Source organism: Zwartia panacis, assembly GCF_030410395.1.
Lineage (GTDB): Bacteria > Pseudomonadota > Gammaproteobacteria > Burkholderiales > Burkholderiaceae_B > Zwartia > Zwartia panacis.
This window is the reverse complement of sequence record NZ_JAUHHF010000007.1, coordinates 74,329-93,085: the sequence shown is the minus strand read 5'-3', so window position 1 is coordinate 93,085 and position 18,757 is coordinate 74,329. Positions and strand designations below refer to the sequence as shown.

Genomic DNA, 18,757 nt, shown 5'->3' with positions numbered 1-18,757 from the left:
AACCTAAAAAGGAGCGCCCGCGCGACGTTACTTTTATCGAGCGTCGTGCGAGTGGATTTGTAAGGCCTCGAGGAAACGCGAAACCATGTTGTAGGCGCCGATCGTTGCCGTCAACTCCACAATGAGTCGCTCACTGAGCAAGGCTTTGACGCCGGCAAAGACCTCGGCAGAAACGTGAATTTCTTTAGTCATGGCATCGGCATACGCCAGGACAGCACGTTGTGTCGGATCGAATTGCTTGGACTGCTTCCAATCAGCCAAATCATCTAATTGAGCTTGGGTCACGCCTTCACGCAAGGCGATCGGCGCGTGTTGTTCTGCCTCGTAAGGGGCACCATTCACAATCGCAATCCGCATAATGACCAGCTCTCGTAAAGCACCTGGCAAGGAGCTTTGTTGACGAATCGCGGTCAGGTAATTTAACCAGCCGCTCGCCACTGGTGGACTGTGCAAGAGCATTTGATAAAGATGCAAGACACTGCCGCGTTCAGCGGTAATGCGCTCCACCAATGGTTTGGCTTCGGGGTTGTTCAAGTCTGCGTAGGAAATGCGTGCCATTTAGATGATCTCGATCAATTTAAAAAGAGAGTTTAATCGCAGAGCGTGGGCGAAAAGCTCATGACTGCGACGTGTTCTTGTCAGCCATCGCTCGCTCATGCGCCGCCAAACGCGCGGCAGCTTTAGCTTCGTGCTTGGCCTGACGCTTTTCTACCCAGGTCTGAATCTCGACATAAAACACAGGCACCAGCGCGACCGCCAAACACGTAGAGGCAATCATCCCGCTGAATACTGTGATGCCAATCGAGACCCGGGCGGCAGCACCCGCGCCTGAGGCCGTCAGCAACGGGACGACCCCCAAGATAAACGCGATCGATGTCATCACAATCGGTCGGAACCGCTCATGAGAGGCCTTCAGAGCAGCTTCGACTGGAGATAAACCCTTTTTGCGCTCTTCGAGTGCGACTTCGACAATCAAAATTGCATTTTTGGAGGCGAGCGCAATCATTAGAACCAAACCGATCTGAACATAAATATTGTTGGCAAGTCCTGTCGCAGATAATGCGATGACCGTGCCGACAAGCGCAAGAGGAACAGCCAGAATCACCGAAATCGGAGCTGACCAAGACTCATACTGTGCCGCAAGGACTAAGTAGACCAGCAAGATAGAGAGCGCAAAAACTAATACAACCGTATTTCCAACCAACTTCTCCTGATAGGACATCGCTGTCCACTCAAAGCTTGCCGACTCGGGTAACGTTGTCCGTGCCAACTCCTCAAGCGCGGTGATGACCTGACCTGAGCTATAACCGTCGGCTGCGGCACCGAGTATGGCGGCAGTTGGATAAATATTGTATTGCGAAGCAATCGCAGGACCGGTCGTTTCCGTGATCTCAATAAATGATCCCAGCGGCACCATGTTGCCCGACTTGTTTTTCACATAGAGGCGATTAATCTGATCGGGGCTCACTCGACTTTTGCCATCAGCCTGAAGGAAAACCTGATAAGTCTGACCGTATTTGAAGAACTGGTTGACGTAGGTTGAACCAATCGAAGACTGCAGAACATCATAGGCATCACCGAGTGACACGCCTAGCGTTTCAGCCCTGGAGGGATTAAACGTCAATTTGAGCTGTGGGACGTTATTTCTGAACGGCGTAAAAATCGCCATGATTTCTGGCCGAGCGCGCGCCTGCTGAAGGAATTCCTCGGTAATTTGTTCTAGCTTTTTAAAATCGTTGCTGCCATCTATCAGTTGCAACTGCATTTGAAAACCACCCGACAAACCCAGCCCGGGAATCGCGGGAGGCAGTAATACGTTTGCACTGACCTCCTGGATGGATTTTATAGCTTCGCTCATTCCGGCATAGATCGACTTGAGATCCTCACCCTTGACCTTGCCACGCGCCTCCCAGGGTTTCAAAATGACATACATCACACCGGTGTTGGATTGGGAGCTGTTGTTGCTGAGCGCATTGACACCACCAATCGACACAACTTGCTGTACACCCGGGACTTTTTCAATCGCGGTGACAACTTTAGCCATCCCCGCCTGTGTACGGGTGAGTGACGCAGCATCGGGTAACTGAACAGAAACCACGAGATACCCCTGATCTTCGTTCGGTATGAAACCTGTCGGCAAACGGATCAATCCGATAATCGCGCCAATAATCAACACAATTCCCACCAGGGACGTGATCTTTCTGTTGTCCATCAGATGGTGCATCAGATTGGCGTACCAGTCAGAGATCCTTTCAAAAACCTGATCGAATTTGACGAAAAACCAATTCTTTTTCGCGCCAGGCAATTTAGGCGTGATGAACTGGGCGGCTTGCGTGGGTTTAAGCGTCACGGCGTTAATACCGCTGATCAACGCAGTGGCGGCAATCACAAGCGCAAACTGCCGATACATCTGGCCTGTAATTCCCGCAATGAAGGAGGCGGGTAAAAATACAGCCATGAGCACCAACGTAATACCGATGATCGGACCAAGAAGTTCATTCATCGCACTGATGGCACCTTGGCGGGGAGTCTGACCAAGCTCGACTTTCTTGGCGACCCCCTCCACTACCACAATCGCATCGTCCACCACAATACCAATACACAAGACGATCGCGAACAGCGTTAATAAATTGATCGAAAAGCCCATCGCCGCCATACAAGCGAATGCACCAATAATCGTGACGGGCACAGTCGTTGCGGGCACCAGCGTCGCGCGCCAATCCTGCAAAAACAACATAATGACCAACAGCACCAAAATGCCTGCTTCGAATAGCGTGTGATAGACCTCGGTGATGGAAGCCGTCACGAACATCGTGGTGTCAAAAGGAATTTCCCATTTGATTTCTTTGGGGAAAGTCTTGGAGATCTTGTCCATCTCGGCTCTGACCGCCTTGGCGACATCAATCGCGTTGGCTGCAGGCAGCTGGTAGATCGCGATACCACCAGCCGGTTTATCCCCTAGACGAAAAAACTGGCTGTAGTTCTGGCTACCCATCTCCACACGTGCAACGTCCTTGAGACGGGTCAACTCGCCTTGATCATTTGTTTTAAGCAAAATTTGCTCGAACTGCTCAGGCGTTTCAAGCGCACTCGTGACATTCAACGTCAGCTGAAAATCCTGCCCCATTGGAACAGGTGGCGCTCCAACCTGCCCCGCAGCCAACATGACGTTCTGACGACTAATGGCTGTCGCGACATCAGTGGGTGTCAAATTACGCATTTTGAGCTGTGCTGGATCCAACCAGATCCGCATACTGTAATTGCCCACACCAAATACGTTCGCGGCCGCGACACCTGGTATCCGTGCCAGCCGGTTTTGCAATTGCAAGTTGGCAAAGTTACTCAGAAACAGGGCATCATGCTCAGGGTTACTGGAGGTCAGCGTCACGAACTGCAAAATGGATGTCGACTGAACTTTGGTGGTCACACCTTGCTTTTGCACGGCCTGAGGCAATGAGGCCAATGCGATCGCCACCCGGTTCTGAACCGTGACCTGCGCCATGTTTGGGTCCGTTCCCACCTCGAAGGTCACTGTCAAGGTGTAGCGGCCGTCGTTTGTGGAATCCGACTGCATGTAGAGCATATTCTCTACACCGTTGACCTGATTCTCGATGTTACTGGCAACCAACTGCTGAACCAGACTGGCGCTCGCACCAGGCCACATGGTCGTGACCTGCACCGTTGGCGGCGTCATGGGCGGGTATTGGGCAATCGGCAAACCGAGAATGGAGACAGCTCCAATCAACATTGTGATCAATGCGATCACATTGCCAAGAACCGGACGTTCGATGAAAAATTTAGAAAGCATGGATGATCCTGTTGCCTGGCTGATTTAACGTGCAGGCAAGGGTGCAACGCTCGAGAGCTCGGGTTTCACAACCAGACCATCCCTGACGTTGATAAAACCGTTGATGATCACCGTATCGGCAGCACTAAGACCACTCGTGACCTCGACGAGCGGTCCAAACTTTTGACCACGCTTGATATTGCGACGCGAAGCCTTTTGCGTGTCGTCAACGACAAAAACATAATCACCCTGTTGATCCGTCAACACACTGCTATTGGGAATCAGGACCGCCAGTCTGGGCTCACCGTATTCGACCCGGACTTTGGCATACAGACCTGGCAATAGATTGAACTTGTTATTGGGGAGTTCTGCACGCAGCTGAAGAGAACCCGTGCTGGTGCTCAACAGGTTAGCGGCAAAGTCCAGAGTCCCCGTGTGCGGAAAGCCCTCTTCCCCCTGAAGCTGAACATGCACAGGGAGTTTGTTGACTTGCGACTTACGCTCGTTCTCATTGACAAAACGTTTTTGATATTTCAACAAATCGCGTTCGTTGATAGAAAAATAGACATAGATCGGATCAATTTTTTGAATCGTTGCAAGCTTGACACCTTGCGGACTCGAACCCAAGTAGTTGCCAACATCGATCAAATGTCGGCCCATCAACCCATCAAAAGGCGCGCGAACTTCGGTATAGCCGAAATTGATTTCGGCCAGCTTGAGGTTGGCTTCGGCCTGGAGGTACTGCGACATCGCCTTGTCGACAGCAGCTTGCGACGTGGCGTTGTCTTTCAAAAGCGCTTTTTGACGTGTGATTTCGATTTTCGCTTCTTCGAATACCGCACGCGTGAGGTTCACCTGCTGCGCATATTGATCTTGTTCAATGACGAAAAGCAATTGATCTTTTTTGACATATGCGCCGTCATCAAAAGCAATTTTGGTCAGAAAGCCGGGAACACGTGCCTCGAGATCGACGGACAAATAGGCCGCAACGTTGCCATCAAAAATCTCAAAACTTCGTACATCCTGAGAAACGGGCTTCGCAACGGTGACTGCAGGAGGTGGACTGACTTTTGAAGGCGCCTTTTTGTCGCAGGCTGTTAAGAAGAAAACAGACAATAACGCCGCCCCCACGCCAAGCAGTCTTCTCGAAATATGGTTGTTTATCATCGTGCTCATTGAATCGTCTCACTAGACTTCACTAGGCGTGGCTCGGCAGGATTCGCCAAGGCATCGCCCCAATTTGTTCTCTCCTGCATCTGCTTGACCATGGCGGGGGGCAAGGCAGGCACAGCGAACTCACCTGACCAGCCTCCTCCAAGCGCCTTGAAAGCGGCAACGTAGCCAAGAAGATTGTTTGTTTGTGTCTGGACCAAACTGTTTTGCACTTGCAAAAGTTGCTGCTGGGCCACGATCACAGTGTTGTAGTCATTTTGTCCCGCTTTGTAACGGTCCAAGGCCAGCGTGGCGGCGCGCTGCGCTGCGGCGACCGATTTTTTAAGGTCTTCAGTCGAACTACGTGTCGTAGAAATCGCAGTGAGTGCTTGTTCAACTTCTTTTTGAGCTTGTAAAACCTGATTTTGATAAGCTAATACGCTACTTTGGAACACCGCATCCTGTACGCGGATCTGGTCAATGATGGCGCCGCGATAAAAAAGCGGGAACATAAAGCTCCCTCCAATCGAAGCCGTCCGGTTGTCCCAGGAGAATAAGCTGGATTGACTGACGTTATTCACCGAGACATTTTGGAAACCGAAATATCCGCTCAACGAGAAGCTTGGGTATAACGCTGCGGTATTGACCCCAATCAATGCGGACTGGGCGGCCGCTGCGTACTCGGCTTGCAACACATCCGGACGACGACGCAACAGATCCTTCGGGATCCCGACTTGCAACGACTTGGGAGGCTGCAAAGTACCCGTTGTTTTGCCATAGGTTTTTTCATAAAAATCCGGAGTCTCGCCAAGCAAAATACTCATGGCATATTCAGCATTTTTCAGCGCTGAAATCAAAGTCGGAATCTCAGATTTAGTCTGCTCGTACTGCGACTCGGCCTGACTGAGATCCAGTAAGGAAGTCGCACCATTTTTAAACCGGGATGAGGCGATACGCAAACTTTCTGCCTGCAAGGCAAGGTTGGCGCGCGCCACGCGGATCAGAGACTGGTAATTGCGAATCGTGATGTAGGTATTTGCCACATCCGCGGCGAGCGAAACGTCCGCGGCATAGTAGGCCGCGGTGGTCGAAAACAGTGAGGAAGCTGTACTTTCAATGCCGCGACGATATTTACCCCAAAAATCAATTTCCCAATTCGCCTGAACGACTAAATTTTGCGTAGTGGAAACAGAGGAAATATTGAGAAACTGCGTCAAGGCATTGGGCTGATCGCTACGCGCAGCGCCGCCACTCAGTCCCACGGTTGGTAACAGGCTGGCATCTGCTACGCCGAGCTGGGAACGCGCCTGATAAATCCGTATGGCCGCACGCTGAAGGGACAAGTTGTCTCTCGCGGCGCGAGCCAGCAAATCTGTCAAAGTTGGATCATTAAATCCTGCCCACCATCGCACAGGGTTGGGCGCCCCTTCCAGAGAGGTCGGAATCGGTTCCGTGAATTCAGTCTTTTGGGGATCACTGAACTGGGCTTGCAGTTTAGTCTCAGGAGCCTGAAAGTCAGGTCCCACCATGCAGCCGGAAACAGAAATGGCTCCAAAGACTAGGAAAATACGTCTGAGGAGCCACAATTTTAAGAAAACGGTGTGAGATGAAAGCATCGTCGGATTCTAAAGCACTTTTACCTCGCCCGTCGATGCCAAATACTCACAAACTCAGTCGACCTGCGCGCCTGAAATTTTCACGATTTCCGCCCATTTCTTGAGATCTTCTTTGTGGATACGGGCAAAAGCAGCCGGACTTGGATCAGCGGCAGGCGTGATGCCCTGGGTGTCTGTCAACCATGCTTTAAACTCAGGCGTCGAGACGATTTTTACAATTTCAGCACTCATCTTTGCCGAAATATCTGCTGGCAACTTGGCCGGACCGAACAAACCATACCATGTTGTGCTCACAAAACCTGGCAAATTACATGCCTCGGCAACTGTCGGCACATCTGGCAAGGCGCTGAGCCTGGTTGGGCTCGTGACCGCCAAAGCGATTGTCCGCCCTCCCTTGACTGAGGCGATGGCAGGCGCGCTTTGATTAAAAAACATATCCACATCCCCACCCAGTAAAGCCGTCATGGCGGGACCTTGTCCACGGTAAGGCACATGGACCATATCAACTTTAGCTGCACTGGCAAACTGCGCGCCAGCCAAATGCGTTGAAGCGCCGTTGCCCGTGGAGCCGTAATTCAAAGTGCCGGGTTTATCTCGCATCAGTTTGAGCAAATCAGCACATGTTTTGATGTCAGGATGCTTTTTTGGATTAATCAACAGGACATTCGGCACATCGCCCAAAATGGCAATCCGGGTAAAGTCATTTTCAACGTCAAAACTGAGTTTCTTGTACAACGCAGGGTTGATGGCATGCGTACCTGCTGTGCCAAACAAATACGTATAACCATCAGGCTGGGCGCGTGCCACCATATCCGACGCGATATTCCCACCCGCACCTGTTTTCGCATCCACGACGACCGGAACATTCCAGGCGGCAGTCAGAGCCTCACCAATTTTGCGCGCGTAAATATCCACGCCAGAACCATTGGGAAATCCTCCGACGATCGTAATTGAACGCGAAGGCCATTTATCAGCCTGTGCGATCGCAACCGAACAGGCCGCAGAAGCTACCAGTGCGAGAGTGACTTTTTTGAGTACCTGGCGCATAAAGATCTCCTTAACGCTGTGTGCCCTGCCCCGAAATTCGGCGACAGTGGTTTAAAGATGCTTCGATCAAGTTGTCACTCGCCTCGGGCGTTCTAAAGGCAGAATGCGCTGAAAGTGTGACATTTTCAATCTTGGTGAAGGGATGGTCCTTTGGCAAGGGCTCGATTTCAAACACATCGAGCCCGGCATGCGCAATCTTGCCCGAACTTAAGGCATCGATCATGGCTTGTTCGTCGATGACGGCACCACGGGCTGTATTGACCAAAATCACACCATCTTTCATTTGAGCAATACGCGCGCGGGAGATGAATCCTCTCGTCTCGTCATTGAGCAACAAATGCAAGGAAATCACCTGACTCTGCGCCAGCAACTCTTCAAGCGACACGAAAGAGACACCAGGGCAGGTCTTGGGTGTTCGATTCCAAGCAAGCACCTTCATGCCGGCGCCCAGCGCCAATCGTGCCATTTCGGCTGCAATTCCGCCAAAGCCTATCAATCCTAGCGTTTTACCTGTGAGCTGAACCGCCTCAGTACGCAACCAGTTACCCGCGCGCATTTCACGGTCCATGCGGGCAAAGCCCTTGGCGCTGGCCCACATCAGCGCAAACGCGCATTCGGCTACCGCTGTATCGCCGTAACCTTTGATAATGTGCACTTCAATGCCTATTTCAGCCAGTTCCTCCGGATTCATATAGGACCTGGCACCAGTACCCAGGAATACGACATGCTTGAGACCCTTGCACTGCTTGGCGATCGCGGTGGGGACGGCAGTGTGGTCGACGATCAAGATCTCGGCATCCCCCATCACTGCGGGAATTTGCTCAGGAGTGATATCCACCTGGCGGTTCACGAGCAGTGGGATGTCGTCGGCTTGGTGCAAACGTTCAGCTACATCACCCAGAGTGGCACTTGCATCAATAAAAACAGCTTTCATGATTATCAGATCCCGGGCTGGTGCCCACAAAAGCCCTCAAAGACAAAGCTCGGGGCGAAAATAGAAAATCAGATCATACCGGAGTGCGCACTGACGCGAACAGCCCTTGATGCTACGATGTTTTCTCTTTAAAACACAAATAACTTTGCGCTATTTACTTCAATCTTTATTCAAAGTTCACCATGAATCGCAAAGACCACGTTGTCATCATCGGTGCTGGCATTATCGGGGCGGCGAGCGCTTATCAATGCCTCAATGCCGGTCTGCGGGTCACGCTGATTGAGCCAGAGCGTCCCGGTGATCAGCAAGCCGCAAGCTTTGGCAATGCAGGTTGGCTGTCTTCTCATTCTGTCCTGCCTCCTGCCACGCCCGGTGCATGGAAAAGTGTCCCCAAATGGCTGGCAGATCCGCTTGGACCACTCGCGATCCGATGGAAGTATTTCCCTCGCGCACTTCCCTGGCTGACGCGGTATTTGAGTGCGGCCTCCAACTACACAAAAATCGAACGTACCGCTGTTGCCTTGCGCAGTCTATTAGCCGGAGCTCCGGGTTTGCATCAAGAAATGGCCAACCAAGCAGGCCTAGGCCATCTGATTGTCCGGACGGGTCTACTACACGCCTATCTATCTAAGGATCACTTTAAACAGGATGAGAAAGCCTGGAAAATCCGTAAAAAGGAAGGCATTGAATGGCAAGAACTTGATGCCTCTGCACTCGCTGCGCTTGAGCCTGATCTTGACCGACGCTATACCTTTGGCGTGTTAGTTCCGGAAACGGGCAGCTGTCGCAACCCAGGGGCTTATACAGCCGGGCTCATCGAGCATGCTCTCTCGCGGGGCGCGCAGTTCATCCGAGCCCGTGCGACTGGATTCCGGATCGAGCGCGGTCAGCTCAAAAGTGTTCTCACCGACGTGGGTGAAGTCACTTGTGACAAGTCTGTCATCGCGGGCGGCATACGCTCCAAAGAACTGGCGCGTCTTGCCGGCGACCGTGTCCCGCTTGAGTCCGAGCGTGGCTACCATGCCGTGATCCAGTCACCCGAAGCCGGTCCCAGGACGCCCACCATGTTTGCGGACCGAAAAGTGATTGTCACCAGTATGGAGCAAGGACTGCGAGTCGCGGGTCAGGTCGAGATCGCCGAGACCGATGACGTTCCCGATTGGCGACGTGCGGAGATTTTGCGCAAACACCTCGCCGCACTCTATCCAAAACTACCAACCAATCTGGACGATGCGCGCGTCACGATCTGGATGGGTCGTCGCCCCAGCACACCTGACGGTCTGCCATGCATTGGACTGGCCTCTGGTTGCGCAGACATCATTCATGCCTACGGACATGGTCACATTGGACTCGTGAGCTCCGCCCGGACAGGTCGATTAGTCGCACAACTGGCAACCCATGCAACCCCTGAAATTTCGCTCGCACCTTTTAGTGCGCAACGTTTTTAATGCACGCGTTCACCCAAACAGACACATTGAGACCACGACATGAACCCATCCGACCTCCACGATGACAGTGAGGACACCGCGTTTACCGTTGAAGAACGGGCTGCAGCGGCCAAACGAAGCACCTGGGTCAGTGTATTTGTAAACATTGCCCTTTCCTCGGCTCAAATCGTAGTAGGTATCTTCGCGAAGTCGCAAGCGCTGATTGCGGACGGCATCCACTCGCTCTCAGACCTTGTGAGTGACTTTGTCGTTCTATTCGCCAGCCATCACAGCAAAAAAGACGCCGATCAAGATCATCCTTACGGGCATCAACGCTTCGAAACTGCAGCGTCAATGGTGATTGGTGTTCTGTTAATCATGGTGGCCGTTGGAATGCTGTGGGCCGCGTTTGAAAAACTCAACCATCCTGAAGATATTCCGACTGTGCATGGTGCCGCACTCTGGCTTGTAGGTTTAGCACTGATATCGAAAGAGCTTTTGTTCCGTTACATGCTCAAAATCGCCAAGCAAGTGAAATCCAGCATGCTGGTGGCCAATGCATGGCACGCACGCTCGGATGCAGCATCCTCGTTGGTGGTCGCGGTCGGTATTATCGGCAACCTTGCGGGGTATCCCCTGCTCGATCCGATCGCAGCGCTCATTGTCGCCCTGATGGTTGGAAAAATGGGGTGGAGTTTCGGCTCAACGGCCTTCCACGATTTAATGGATCGCTCTGCAGACGAGCAAGAGGTCTCGGCCATTTCAGCCACGCTTCTACAAACTCCGGGCGTCCTCGGCGTGCATGATGTTCGGACTCGGAAAATGGGGGATATGATTCTGGTGGATGCCCACATCGAAGTCGATGCATATATTTCTGTAGAGGCCGGTCACGACATTGGTTTAGCCGCCCGTCAAGCCGTGATGCAGCGTCATCGTGTATTGAATCTTTTGACTCACATCGATCCAGTGCCATCTCGCACGGACAAAAATATCACAGCGGTATCGCCTACCGGCCATGAAAAAGCTTGACGACCCAACAACGATTTACATGAATGCCCAGGATTTCTGACATGGTCTCACCAGCAGGTTCACCACTCTCTTTATTTGAGAAAATTTGGCGTAAACATTTAATTGTGGAACGTGAATCCGGTCCTTCTTTGATTTACATAGACCGGCACATGATCCACGAGGGATCATTTCACGCTTTCAGCGCTCTAAAAGATCGAGGGTTGACCGTGCGTCATCCACATCAAATTTTCGGTGTGGCAGACCACTACGTTCCAACAATCAGTCGCGACCCTCAAGATGCCTCCACGCCTGAAATCACGGAAATGATCACGCGTTTCGAAAGCAACATGCAATGGAGTGGTGCCAACTATTTTCCCATCCACGATGCCCGGCAGGGCATTGTTCATGTGATGGGGCCTGAACAAGGCATCACGCTCCCGGGCGCGACGCTGACCTGCAGCGATAGCCATACCTCCACGCATGGCGCATTCGGCGCGCTGGCCTTTGGCATTGGGCAGTCCGAGAGCACGCATGTGCTGGCGACCCAGTCTCTCTGGCAAACCAAGCCACTAGGCTTACGGGTATGGCTGACAGGCGCCCCTCAAGCAGGTGTGACAGGTAAAGACATTATCCTGGCGATCATCGCCCAGATTGGATCCTCCGGCGCAACTGGGCATGCTATTGAATATGCGGGTCCCGGCCTGAGCACCCTAACGCTTGAAGATCGTCTAACAATGTGCAACATGTCTATTGAGGCTGGCGCGCGTTTTGGTCTCATGGCTCCTGATGATCTGGTATTTGAATATCTGCACGGACGCCCTTTCGCTCCAAAGCAGCACGAATGGGATCAGGCGCTTGCGCAATGGCGTGCGCTGCAATCTGATCCGGCTTGCACCTGGGACAGAGAGATCGAAGTTGACCTTGGATCCCTGAGTCCAATGGTGACATGGGGGACGAGTCCGGAAGCAGCCCTTCCCATCACATCTTTTGTGCCCGATCCAGAAAAAGCAAAAAATCCTGCGATGCGTCAGTCAATGATAGACGCACTGGACTATATGGCACTCACACCAGGTACCCCACTGAGCACGATCAAAATCGACAGGATCTTTATCGGATCATGCACAAACGCAAGACTTGCAGACTTGCGCAGCGCCGCTCAAGTGCTCAAAGGCGCGCGCGCGCAGGTTCCTGGAATCGTTGTCGCGGGATCGATGGAGGTCAAACGCGCAGCGGAACAAGAAGGACTGGACAAAATATTCAAACAAGCAGGACTTGAGTGGAGAGAACCTGGCTGTTCAATGTGCGTGGGCGTCAATGGTGACACCGCACCAGCAGGCGAGCGGATTGCTTCGACATCGAATAGAAACTTTGTCGGTCGTCAAGGTCCAAATGTCAAAACACATCTCATGAGCCCTGCCATGGTCGCGGCTGCCGCCATCACCGGACATCTGACTGATGTGCGTCCAATGCTCTCAAGGATATCCTCATGAAACCATTGCTTGAACTCAACGGCATTGCCATCCCGCTTGAGGGCCGTAATATCGATACAGATCAAATTATTCCCGCGCGCTTTCTCAAAAAGAAACGGGGTGAATATGCCGATTACCTTTTTTACGACTTGCGCTTTGACAACGCGCATCAGCCTCGACGAGACTTCATTCTGAATCAACCCGTTTTTGAGCACGCGAGCATTTTGGTGTGTGATGAAAATTTTGGCTGCGGATCCTCGCGCGAGGCTGCGGTGTATGCGATGGTTGACTTTGGCATACAAGCCATCCTGGCACCCAGTTTTGGCGATATTTTTTACAATAATTGTCTAAAAAATGGTGTGTTGCCTATCGTATTACCTGCCGATACGCTTCAGTCTTTACGTCATGGACTTTTACATTCTTCTCAAACTCATGCGCAAAAACTCGACAGTTCCGCGGATCTTCATATCGCGATCGACCTGAAAAATCGGCAAATATCCAGTACACATTTCAAAGAAGTACTTCAGTTTGAAATTGATGCCTTCTGGCAAGAGTGCCTGATAAAAGGAGTCGATGAAATTGCACTCACCCTTGGTTACAGCGATCAGATTCGGGCCTTTGAAGATCAACACAAGAAGCAGCAGCCCTGGCTTGCACCCTGACCAGAATATCCTGACGACATTTTTTATTTTTAAAACCTCATCATGTCACTCCCCTTAAGCGGCCTGCGGGTCATCGAACTGGGCCAACTGATTGCCGGCCCCTTTGCCTCCAAAATCCTGGCTGAATTTGGAGCCGATGTCATTAAAATCGAGCCTCCTAAAACTGGCGATCCTCTGCGAACCTGGCGTTTGCTTCATGAGGGCACGTCCGTCTGGTGGGCGGCGCATGCGCGTAACAAACGCTCGGTGACGCTTGACTTGCGTCAACCCGAGGGCCAAGAAGTGATCCGCAAGCTTGCTGCAGACGCTGACATCCTGATTGAAAACTTCCGTCCGGGCGCAATGGAAAAGTGGGGACTCGGATTCAAGGACTTGCATGCGATTAATCCTAAACTGATTATGTTGCGTGTGTCAGGTTATGGACAATCCGGACCTTATCGTGACAGGCCGGGTTTTGGCGTCATTGGCGAGGCGATGGGTGGCCTGCGATATCTGAGCGGAGAGCCCGGTCGTCCCCCCGTGCGCGTGGGCGTATCAATTGGTGACACGCTTTCAGGTCTGCATGGGGTGATTGGCGTCATGATGGCACTGCGTCATCGCGAGCAACAAGGTGGCGTGGGTCAGGAAGTCGATGTCGCCCTGTATGAATCTGTTTTCAACATGATGGAAAGTCTGTTGCCTGAGTATTCAAAATTTGGCGTGATTCGACAGCCGTCTGGCGCAAGCATGCCAGGGATTGTTCCCACGAATGCTTACCTGTGTAAAGATGGACGCTACGCCCTGATCGCTGGCAATGGCGACAGTATTTACAAACGCCTAATGGAGGCCATCGGACGAACAGATCTTGCCTCCGATCCGAATCTGGCCAATAACGTTGGACGAGCCGCCAACGCCGAGATGATCGACGCCGCGATATCGGCTTATACCGAACAACACAGTCTGGATGACGTACTTGAGAAAATGAATCAAGCAGGTGTTCCCGCAGGCAAAAGCTACGATGCGGCCGATATCGCCCACGATCCTCATTATCAAGCTCGCGACATGATTCTTGATGCGACCTTGCCTGATGGCTCGACCGTACAAGTCCCCGGGATTGTGCCAAAATTGAGTCAAACCCCTGGACAGATTACACGTCCGGCTCCCGAGCTCGGTCAGCACACTGCGGAGGTCTTGACTGGTCTAGGGATCGATGCAGCACAACAGGCTCAATGGAAAGAGCGCGGCATCATTTAAGCCCGCCTAAACACTCTTTTAGCGACATACAACCATGCCAAACACACGCCCAAGAATTTATATGCAGGAAGTCGCGACTCGCGATGGTTTTCAAAACGAGTCACAGTTTATTGAGACTGAAGACAAAGTCCGCGTGATTGACGCGCTGAGCCTCTGCGGCTTTGCCAAAATCGAAGTCACCTCGTTCACTTCACCGAAAGCCATTCCAGCTCTTCGGGACGCAGAACGCGTGATGCACGAGATCACCCGCCAGCCCGGCGTCGAGTACACCGTTCTGGTACCAAACGTTCGTGGCGCGGAGCGTGCGCTCTCCTGTGGCATCGATGAAGCCAACCTGGTGATGTCCATGAGCGAAACACACAATCGCTCAAACTTACGTATGACGCGTGAGCAATCATTTGCTCAACTGGAGCAAGTCGTCTCGGCGATCTCGGGGAGCTCGGTCGCAATCAATATCTCGCTCTCGACAAGCTTTGGCTGTCCGATGGAAGGCGATGTGAGCGAAGACGAAGTCCTGCGCTGGATTGAACGTTTCGCAAACCTTGGCGTCACCCGTGCGACGCTTTGCGATACAACCGGTATGGCTTACCCCTCTCAGGTTCGATCACTATCTGCGCGCGCCAAAGCACTCTTTCCGGAAATGGTATTTACCCTGCACTTTCACAACACGCGATCAATGGCTCAGGCGAACGCACTTGCCGCGATTAGTGCGGGGATCGATCGCTTTGATGCTTCTTTGGGTGGAATCGGAGGATGCCCCTATGCACCGGGCGCAAGTGGTAACGCCTGCACGGAAGACATGGTACATATGCTAGAACTGGAAGGCTTTGACACCAACATCGATCTGGAGCGGCTGTTGAAGGTATCAGCGATGCTCCCCGGCCTGATCGGTCATGACGTGCCCAGTCAGTTACTGAAGGCAGGCGGGCGCAATACTCTGCATCCCGCCCCGGCCTATGTCGCTGAAATTGGTCTAAAGCCCTAAGAAGATCATCAACGGGCTTAAACGATGTGAACCTCAAATTCACCCAAGCCTGCAATCTGACCCACCAATTTGTCACCCTTGACCACGGCCCCAACGCCCTCAGGGGTGCCGGTGAAAATCAGATCGCCCGCTTTGAGCTCAAACAACCCTGAGAGATACGAAATGCTCTCGGGGATATTCCAGATCATTTGGGATAAATCGCTGGTCTGCTTTTGCTGACCATTCACATGCAATGAAATATTGCCTTGGGCCAAAATTCCAGTTGCAGACTTGGGATGAATGGGGCCAATCGGACCGGACTGATCAAAACCTTTACCGACTTCCCATGGACGACCTTGCTTTTTAGCCTCACCTTGCAAGTCACGACGCGTCATGTCAAGCCCAAGTGCGTAACCGAAAATACAGTCGTTGGCCTTTTCAACCGGGATGTCTCGACCACCTCGGTCAAGTGCCACCACCAGTTCCATCTCATAATGCAGATTTGAAGTCTTGACTGGATAAGGCATTTTTCCAGCCTGACCAGCTGGAATCGGAATCAAGGCATCGGCGGGTTTACAAAAAAAGAAAGGGTCTTCGCGGCCCGTAAAGCCCATCTCCTTGGCGTGCTCCGCATAGTTACGTCCCACGCAGTACACGCGTCGTACTGGAAAAAGCTTATTGCTGCCAACAATTGGCAAACCAACGGTTGCCTGCGGTTCGAATACAAAATCAGACATTTGATTAAGACCCTGAAAAAGTGATTATTAGAATTTATACTTTTTTAACTGGTAATGGCGGTAGAGTTGTGACTGGTGCAGGTTCGCCAAGCCCGACCACAGGAGCGCTATCAAAATACTCCTCGAAGTTTCTGCCGGTCGGATCATTGACATCCGAAACAGTTGAAACAGTACGATGAATGTCCTGGGCCATCGTCCCCGCTCTATCACCAGAGATCGGTCCTCCTGTATCCTGATCCCAGTTGGCAGGGAATCCAGTGTCCGAGAGGTAAGAAAGACCTTCTGCGTGCAGCACGCCTGGGTCGGCCTCGGTATCGGCCACCGGCAAGAGAGAATCCGCTGCGAGAACAGGCAATGCGGCCCCTACCGCGGTAGCCATTCGCCATTGAGCCGCAGCATCCTGAGGACGGTTAAGCTTGTCGTACAGACTGCCCAGTAGGACGTGCACACGAGCGTCCGCGCGCTTGGCCAAGCTTCGCGACAAATAATTTTCAGCCTGTCCCCAAATCTGACCGATCAGGCAAAGATTCCCCACCGAAGCCAACAACTCAGCGTCGTGGGGTCGGGACTGTACCCATGCCTCGGCTTTTTCCAGACGGCGTTTTACTTGGGAGGGCTCTGCGCGAGAATAAGCGGCCAGTAAACGAGGATCAAACGCGGGCGGAATCGCTTGCTCAAGCGCACGCGAAGCCTCATCAAGCAGTCCATTTGCTTCGAATGCAGCCGCGCCAGCCAACGCCACATCGGTCAAGGTACGCTCTTCGGTCTTTAAACCTTTCCAGAAAGATTGCCATCCTCCCGTATGCGTTGTTTCTCGTAAATACGCAGCCGCAGCGATTTCAATAATCTGACGCGCCTCTGTATCGTGCAACGCACCTCGACGATTCAGCGTGCGGGCAAGGCCAAAGACCTGCTCATGACGATTTAACTGACGATAGGCTCTGAGCAATAATCTCAGTGTGTGGATATGTCTTGCGCCGCTCTCTTGTAAAGGCAAGAGCTCATCAAGAGCTTGTTGAGCCAAACCTTGATCCAAATATAAATCTGCCGCTGCAGTGGCGATCGCTTCTTTCAAAGCACTATCGTCTGAGGATTTTTCTTTGGCAAGATGGATGAGGTGATTGCGTCGGTCAAACTCGCCCAAGGCATGAGCAGCTCTTGCAGCTGAAAGTGCAGCGAGCACTTGTCGACTGGAGTCCTTGCTCCGGTCAAAAAGCTTGGTGAGATCTTTTTCTGCGTGGGAGTAACGCCCCTCTAGCAACTCGGTCCATCCCTGCTCTAAAAGCTCTTGGTCGCGCTTGACCCGACGACGGCTGTTCCAGCCGCGTACGCGCGTTGGAATTCCCGTTAACCACGAAGAAAAACGCAACGCCCAATGCATGCAAATAAACAAACCCAGCAAAGACACCACAGCGAACGCAAGTGACACTTGCAAGCGCCAATCATTCACCAAAATCAGGACATGACCGCTATTCTCTCTGAGGACAACCGCAAGGACAACCGCTGCAGTCAGTAAAACGAGTGTCCATAGCCAAGTCCGCATGATCACTGTCCGCCTATCGGTGTGGGCTCGGAGGTTCTCACAGACTCTAGCGCAGCGAAACTGTCATTGATATCTGGAAGGGGTACGGCAATCTGAAGCGCTGCCAATTCTTTGGTTAACCGGATGGCTGCAAGCGTATCCGCTGATTTGGGGTCGTATCGCGAAGCCAGGCTTTGTTCAATCTGGGCAAGTTCAGCCTTCCAGACAGGAGCCTGATGCATCAAGAGCGCCATTTGCGCAGTCAACACGCGTGTACGCAGGTTTGCACGCAACAGCGCACCCTGTTCCGGTGACATCAGGAGCGCATTCGAGTCACTGACACGCTGGATGCTCACAACTTCGGCAAACTCTCGGGTAATGACTGTCGCGACAGTCTTTGACCAGGCAAGCGCTCGATCAAGCGCGACTTCCCACCAGGAGGCGTTTGTTGCCGGCGCGATGGCGGCAGAGTCCTTCACACCATTCGCGCCCGAAGGTTTCAGGCCCGATGAAGACTGTGTATCCACTAATCGTGGTGAGGCAGCATCAGGCAACAACAAAGGCGCGCGAGAAACCAATACGCTCAGGGAATCCAGCCGGCCCGAGAGCTGAGGAACATCCACCAGTGGAACCGTCCGCAAGCGCTCGAGGTCGAGGTTGATCGCTTTCTGGAGAGCTGAAAAGCGTGCTCGGTCAGCTCGAATCAATAATGACTGGGCAGCCTCGAGGGTCACAATCGCGTTATTGACATTACCAGCCAAACGCAATTGTTGGTTAGCCGTTGTGAGCAACCGATCAATATCATTGGCCAGCATGGCATCTTCCATGCCCTTGTTGGCACCATTCCAAAGCTGTTCAAGCGCGGCATATTGATTTTTAGCCTCAAGCTGAGCCTGTTCGAGCTGTGCAATGCGACTGGAATGAGATTGGGCAAGACCGAGCGCTTGTGCAGTATCGCGCCGTGCCTCACCGACTTGCGTCGTGAGCGCCTGAACCTGAGTGGCGACCTCGCGGCCGATGCTGTCAAAACGTTTTTGTTGAAACCACGCGATGCCTGCAGCGACCAGTGCGACCAAGAAAAACATGATCGCAAGCAAGATCGGCCATGAGGGACCGCTTGAGCGCTTTTTACCCTTCAGTAAAGCAGCACTGGAAGGAGGATGGCTAGGTGTATGGGTTTCAGTCATTTGCCAATTGTA

General features: G+C 52.5%; 15 protein-coding genes. 6 read left to right on the top strand and 9 right to left on the bottom strand.

Features of this window, described 5'->3' with window-relative positions; all coding sequences use genetic code 11:
- Positions 1–33: 33 nt before the first annotated feature.
- The 6 genes from QWY30_RS10800 to QWY30_RS10775 are packed head-to-tail and all read right to left on the bottom strand — an operon-like array spanning position 34 to position 8,536.
- On the bottom strand, positions 34–558 hold the full coding sequence (locus QWY30_RS10800; RefSeq protein WP_290240899.1) for a carboxymuconolactone decarboxylase family protein: 525 nt from the start codon (positions 556–558) through the stop codon (positions 34–36).
- Between the two features lie 58 nt (positions 559–616).
- Positions 617–3,808 (bottom strand): efflux RND transporter permease subunit, encoded by a 3,192-nt coding sequence (locus QWY30_RS10795; RefSeq protein ID WP_290240897.1) that lies wholly within the window; start codon positions 3,806–3,808, stop codon positions 617–619.
- 24 nt (positions 3,809–3,832) lie between these two features.
- The gene (locus tag QWY30_RS10790; protein WP_290240895.1) at positions 3,833–4,963 is read right to left on the bottom strand and encodes an efflux RND transporter periplasmic adaptor subunit; all 1,131 of its coding nucleotides are present in this window, start codon (positions 4,961–4,963) and stop codon (positions 3,833–3,835) included.
- The gene (locus QWY30_RS10785) at positions 4,960–6,555 is read right to left on the bottom strand and encodes an efflux transporter outer membrane subunit (protein WP_290240892.1); all 1,596 of its coding nucleotides are present in this window, start codon (positions 6,553–6,555) and stop codon (positions 4,960–4,962) included. Before QWY30_RS10785 ends, QWY30_RS10790 begins: the two co-directional genes overlap by 4 nt.
- A gap of 54 nt (positions 6,556–6,609) precedes the next feature.
- A complete protein-coding gene (locus QWY30_RS10780; RefSeq protein ID WP_290240890.1) occupies positions 6,610–7,602 on the bottom strand; it encodes a Bug family tripartite tricarboxylate transporter substrate binding protein in 993 nt (330 codons plus the stop codon).
- 10 nt (positions 7,603–7,612) lie between these two features.
- The gene (locus QWY30_RS10775; RefSeq protein ID WP_290240888.1) at positions 7,613–8,536 is read right to left on the bottom strand and encodes an NAD(P)-dependent oxidoreductase; all 924 of its coding nucleotides are present in this window, start codon (positions 8,534–8,536) and stop codon (positions 7,613–7,615) included.
- A 182-nt stretch (positions 8,537–8,718) separates the two neighbouring features.
- On the opposite strand from QWY30_RS10775, the gene QWY30_RS10770 reads away from it, so the two are divergent.
- From QWY30_RS10770 to QWY30_RS10745, 6 genes are read left to right on the top strand one after another with little or no spacing between them, the layout of a single operon-like run.
- Entirely contained in the window at positions 8,719–9,984 is a 1,266-nt protein-coding gene (locus QWY30_RS10770; protein ID WP_290240886.1) for an NAD(P)/FAD-dependent oxidoreductase, read from the top strand.
- 39 nt (positions 9,985–10,023) lie between these two features.
- The gene (locus tag QWY30_RS10765) at positions 10,024–10,992 is read left to right on the top strand and encodes a cation diffusion facilitator family transporter (RefSeq protein WP_290240884.1); all 969 of its coding nucleotides are present in this window, start codon (positions 10,024–10,026) and stop codon (positions 10,990–10,992) included.
- A 23-nt stretch (positions 10,993–11,015) separates the two neighbouring features.
- Positions 11,016–12,461 carry a 3-isopropylmalate dehydratase large subunit gene (gene leuC, locus QWY30_RS10760; RefSeq protein ID WP_290240882.1) on the top strand — a complete coding sequence of 482 codons (1,446 nt, stop codon included), beginning with the start codon at positions 11,016–11,018 and terminating at the stop codon, positions 12,459–12,461.
- Positions 12,458–13,102: a 3-isopropylmalate dehydratase small subunit gene (gene leuD / locus QWY30_RS10755; RefSeq protein WP_290240880.1), complete on the top strand. Its 645-nt coding sequence runs from the start codon at positions 12,458–12,460 to the stop codon at positions 13,100–13,102. Before leuC ends, leuD begins: the two co-directional genes overlap by 4 nt.
- A gap of 42 nt (positions 13,103–13,144) precedes the next feature.
- Positions 13,145–14,335 (top strand): CaiB/BaiF CoA transferase family protein, encoded by a 1,191-nt coding sequence (locus QWY30_RS10750; protein WP_290240878.1) that lies wholly within the window; start codon positions 13,145–13,147, stop codon positions 14,333–14,335.
- 34 nt (positions 14,336–14,369) lie between these two features.
- Positions 14,370–15,320: a hydroxymethylglutaryl-CoA lyase gene (locus tag QWY30_RS10745; RefSeq protein WP_290240876.1), complete on the top strand. Its 951-nt coding sequence runs from the start codon at positions 14,370–14,372 to the stop codon at positions 15,318–15,320.
- Positions 15,321–15,337: 17 nt separating this feature from the next.
- Here QWY30_RS10745 and QWY30_RS10740 read toward each other — a convergent pair whose 3' ends face one another.
- Genes QWY30_RS10740 through QWY30_RS10730 form a run of 3 tightly spaced genes read right to left on the bottom strand, consistent with a single transcriptional unit; the run spans position 15,338 to position 18,745 of the window.
- Positions 15,338–16,036, bottom strand: a complete 699-nt coding sequence (locus tag QWY30_RS10740) for a fumarylacetoacetate hydrolase family protein (protein ID WP_290240874.1) — start codon at positions 16,034–16,036, stop codon at positions 15,338–15,340.
- Positions 16,037–16,070: 34 nt separating this feature from the next.
- Positions 16,071–17,579, bottom strand: coding sequence for a heme biosynthesis HemY N-terminal domain-containing protein (locus tag QWY30_RS10735; protein ID WP_290240873.1), 1,509 nt, complete (start codon positions 17,577–17,579; stop codon positions 16,071–16,073).
- Positions 17,580–17,581: 2 nt separating this feature from the next.
- A complete protein-coding gene (locus QWY30_RS10730) occupies positions 17,582–18,745 on the bottom strand; it encodes a uroporphyrinogen-III C-methyltransferase (RefSeq protein WP_290240872.1) in 1,164 nt (387 codons plus the stop codon).
- Positions 18,746–18,757 lie beyond the last annotated feature (12 nt).

Bases quoted from the DNA above. Each gene is read 5' to 3' on its own strand.
- QWY30_RS10800 (WP_290240899.1), bottom strand. From the start codon at position 558: ATGGCACGCATTTCCTACGCAGACTTGAACAACCCCGAAGCCAAACCA.
- QWY30_RS10730 (WP_290240872.1), bottom strand. From the start codon at position 18,745: ATGACTGAAACCCATACACCTAGCCATCCTCCTTCCAGTGCTGCTTTA.
- QWY30_RS10765 (WP_290240884.1), top strand. From the start codon at position 10,024: ATGAACCCATCCGACCTCCACGATGACAGTGAGGACACCGCGTTTACC.
- QWY30_RS10795 (WP_290240897.1), bottom strand. From the start codon at position 3,808: ATGCTTTCTAAATTTTTCATCGAACGTCCGGTTCTTGGCAATGTGATC.
- QWY30_RS10785 (WP_290240892.1), bottom strand. From the start codon at position 6,555: ATGCTTTCATCTCACACCGTTTTCTTAAAATTGTGGCTCCTCAGACGT.
- leuD (WP_290240880.1), top strand. From the start codon at position 12,458: ATGAAACCATTGCTTGAACTCAACGGCATTGCCATCCCGCTTGAGGGC.
- QWY30_RS10735 (WP_290240873.1), bottom strand. From the start codon at position 17,579: ATGCGGACTTGGCTATGGACACTCGTTTTACTGACTGCAGCGGTTGTC.
- QWY30_RS10780 (WP_290240890.1), bottom strand. From the start codon at position 7,602: ATGCGCCAGGTACTCAAAAAAGTCACTCTCGCACTGGTAGCTTCTGCG.
- QWY30_RS10775 (WP_290240888.1), bottom strand. From the start codon at position 8,536: ATGAAAGCTGTTTTTATTGATGCAAGTGCCACTCTGGGTGATGTAGCT.
- leuC (WP_290240882.1), top strand. From the start codon at position 11,016: ATGCCCAGGATTTCTGACATGGTCTCACCAGCAGGTTCACCACTCTCT.
- QWY30_RS10770 (WP_290240886.1), top strand. From the start codon at position 8,719: ATGAATCGCAAAGACCACGTTGTCATCATCGGTGCTGGCATTATCGGG.
- QWY30_RS10745 (WP_290240876.1), top strand. From the start codon at position 14,370: ATGCCAAACACACGCCCAAGAATTTATATGCAGGAAGTCGCGACTCGC.
- QWY30_RS10750 (WP_290240878.1), top strand. From the start codon at position 13,145: ATGTCACTCCCCTTAAGCGGCCTGCGGGTCATCGAACTGGGCCAACTG.
- QWY30_RS10740 (WP_290240874.1), bottom strand. From the start codon at position 16,036: ATGTCTGATTTTGTATTCGAACCGCAGGCAACCGTTGGTTTGCCAATT.
- QWY30_RS10790 (WP_290240895.1), bottom strand. From the start codon at position 4,963: ATGAGCACGATGATAAACAACCATATTTCGAGAAGACTGCTTGGCGTG.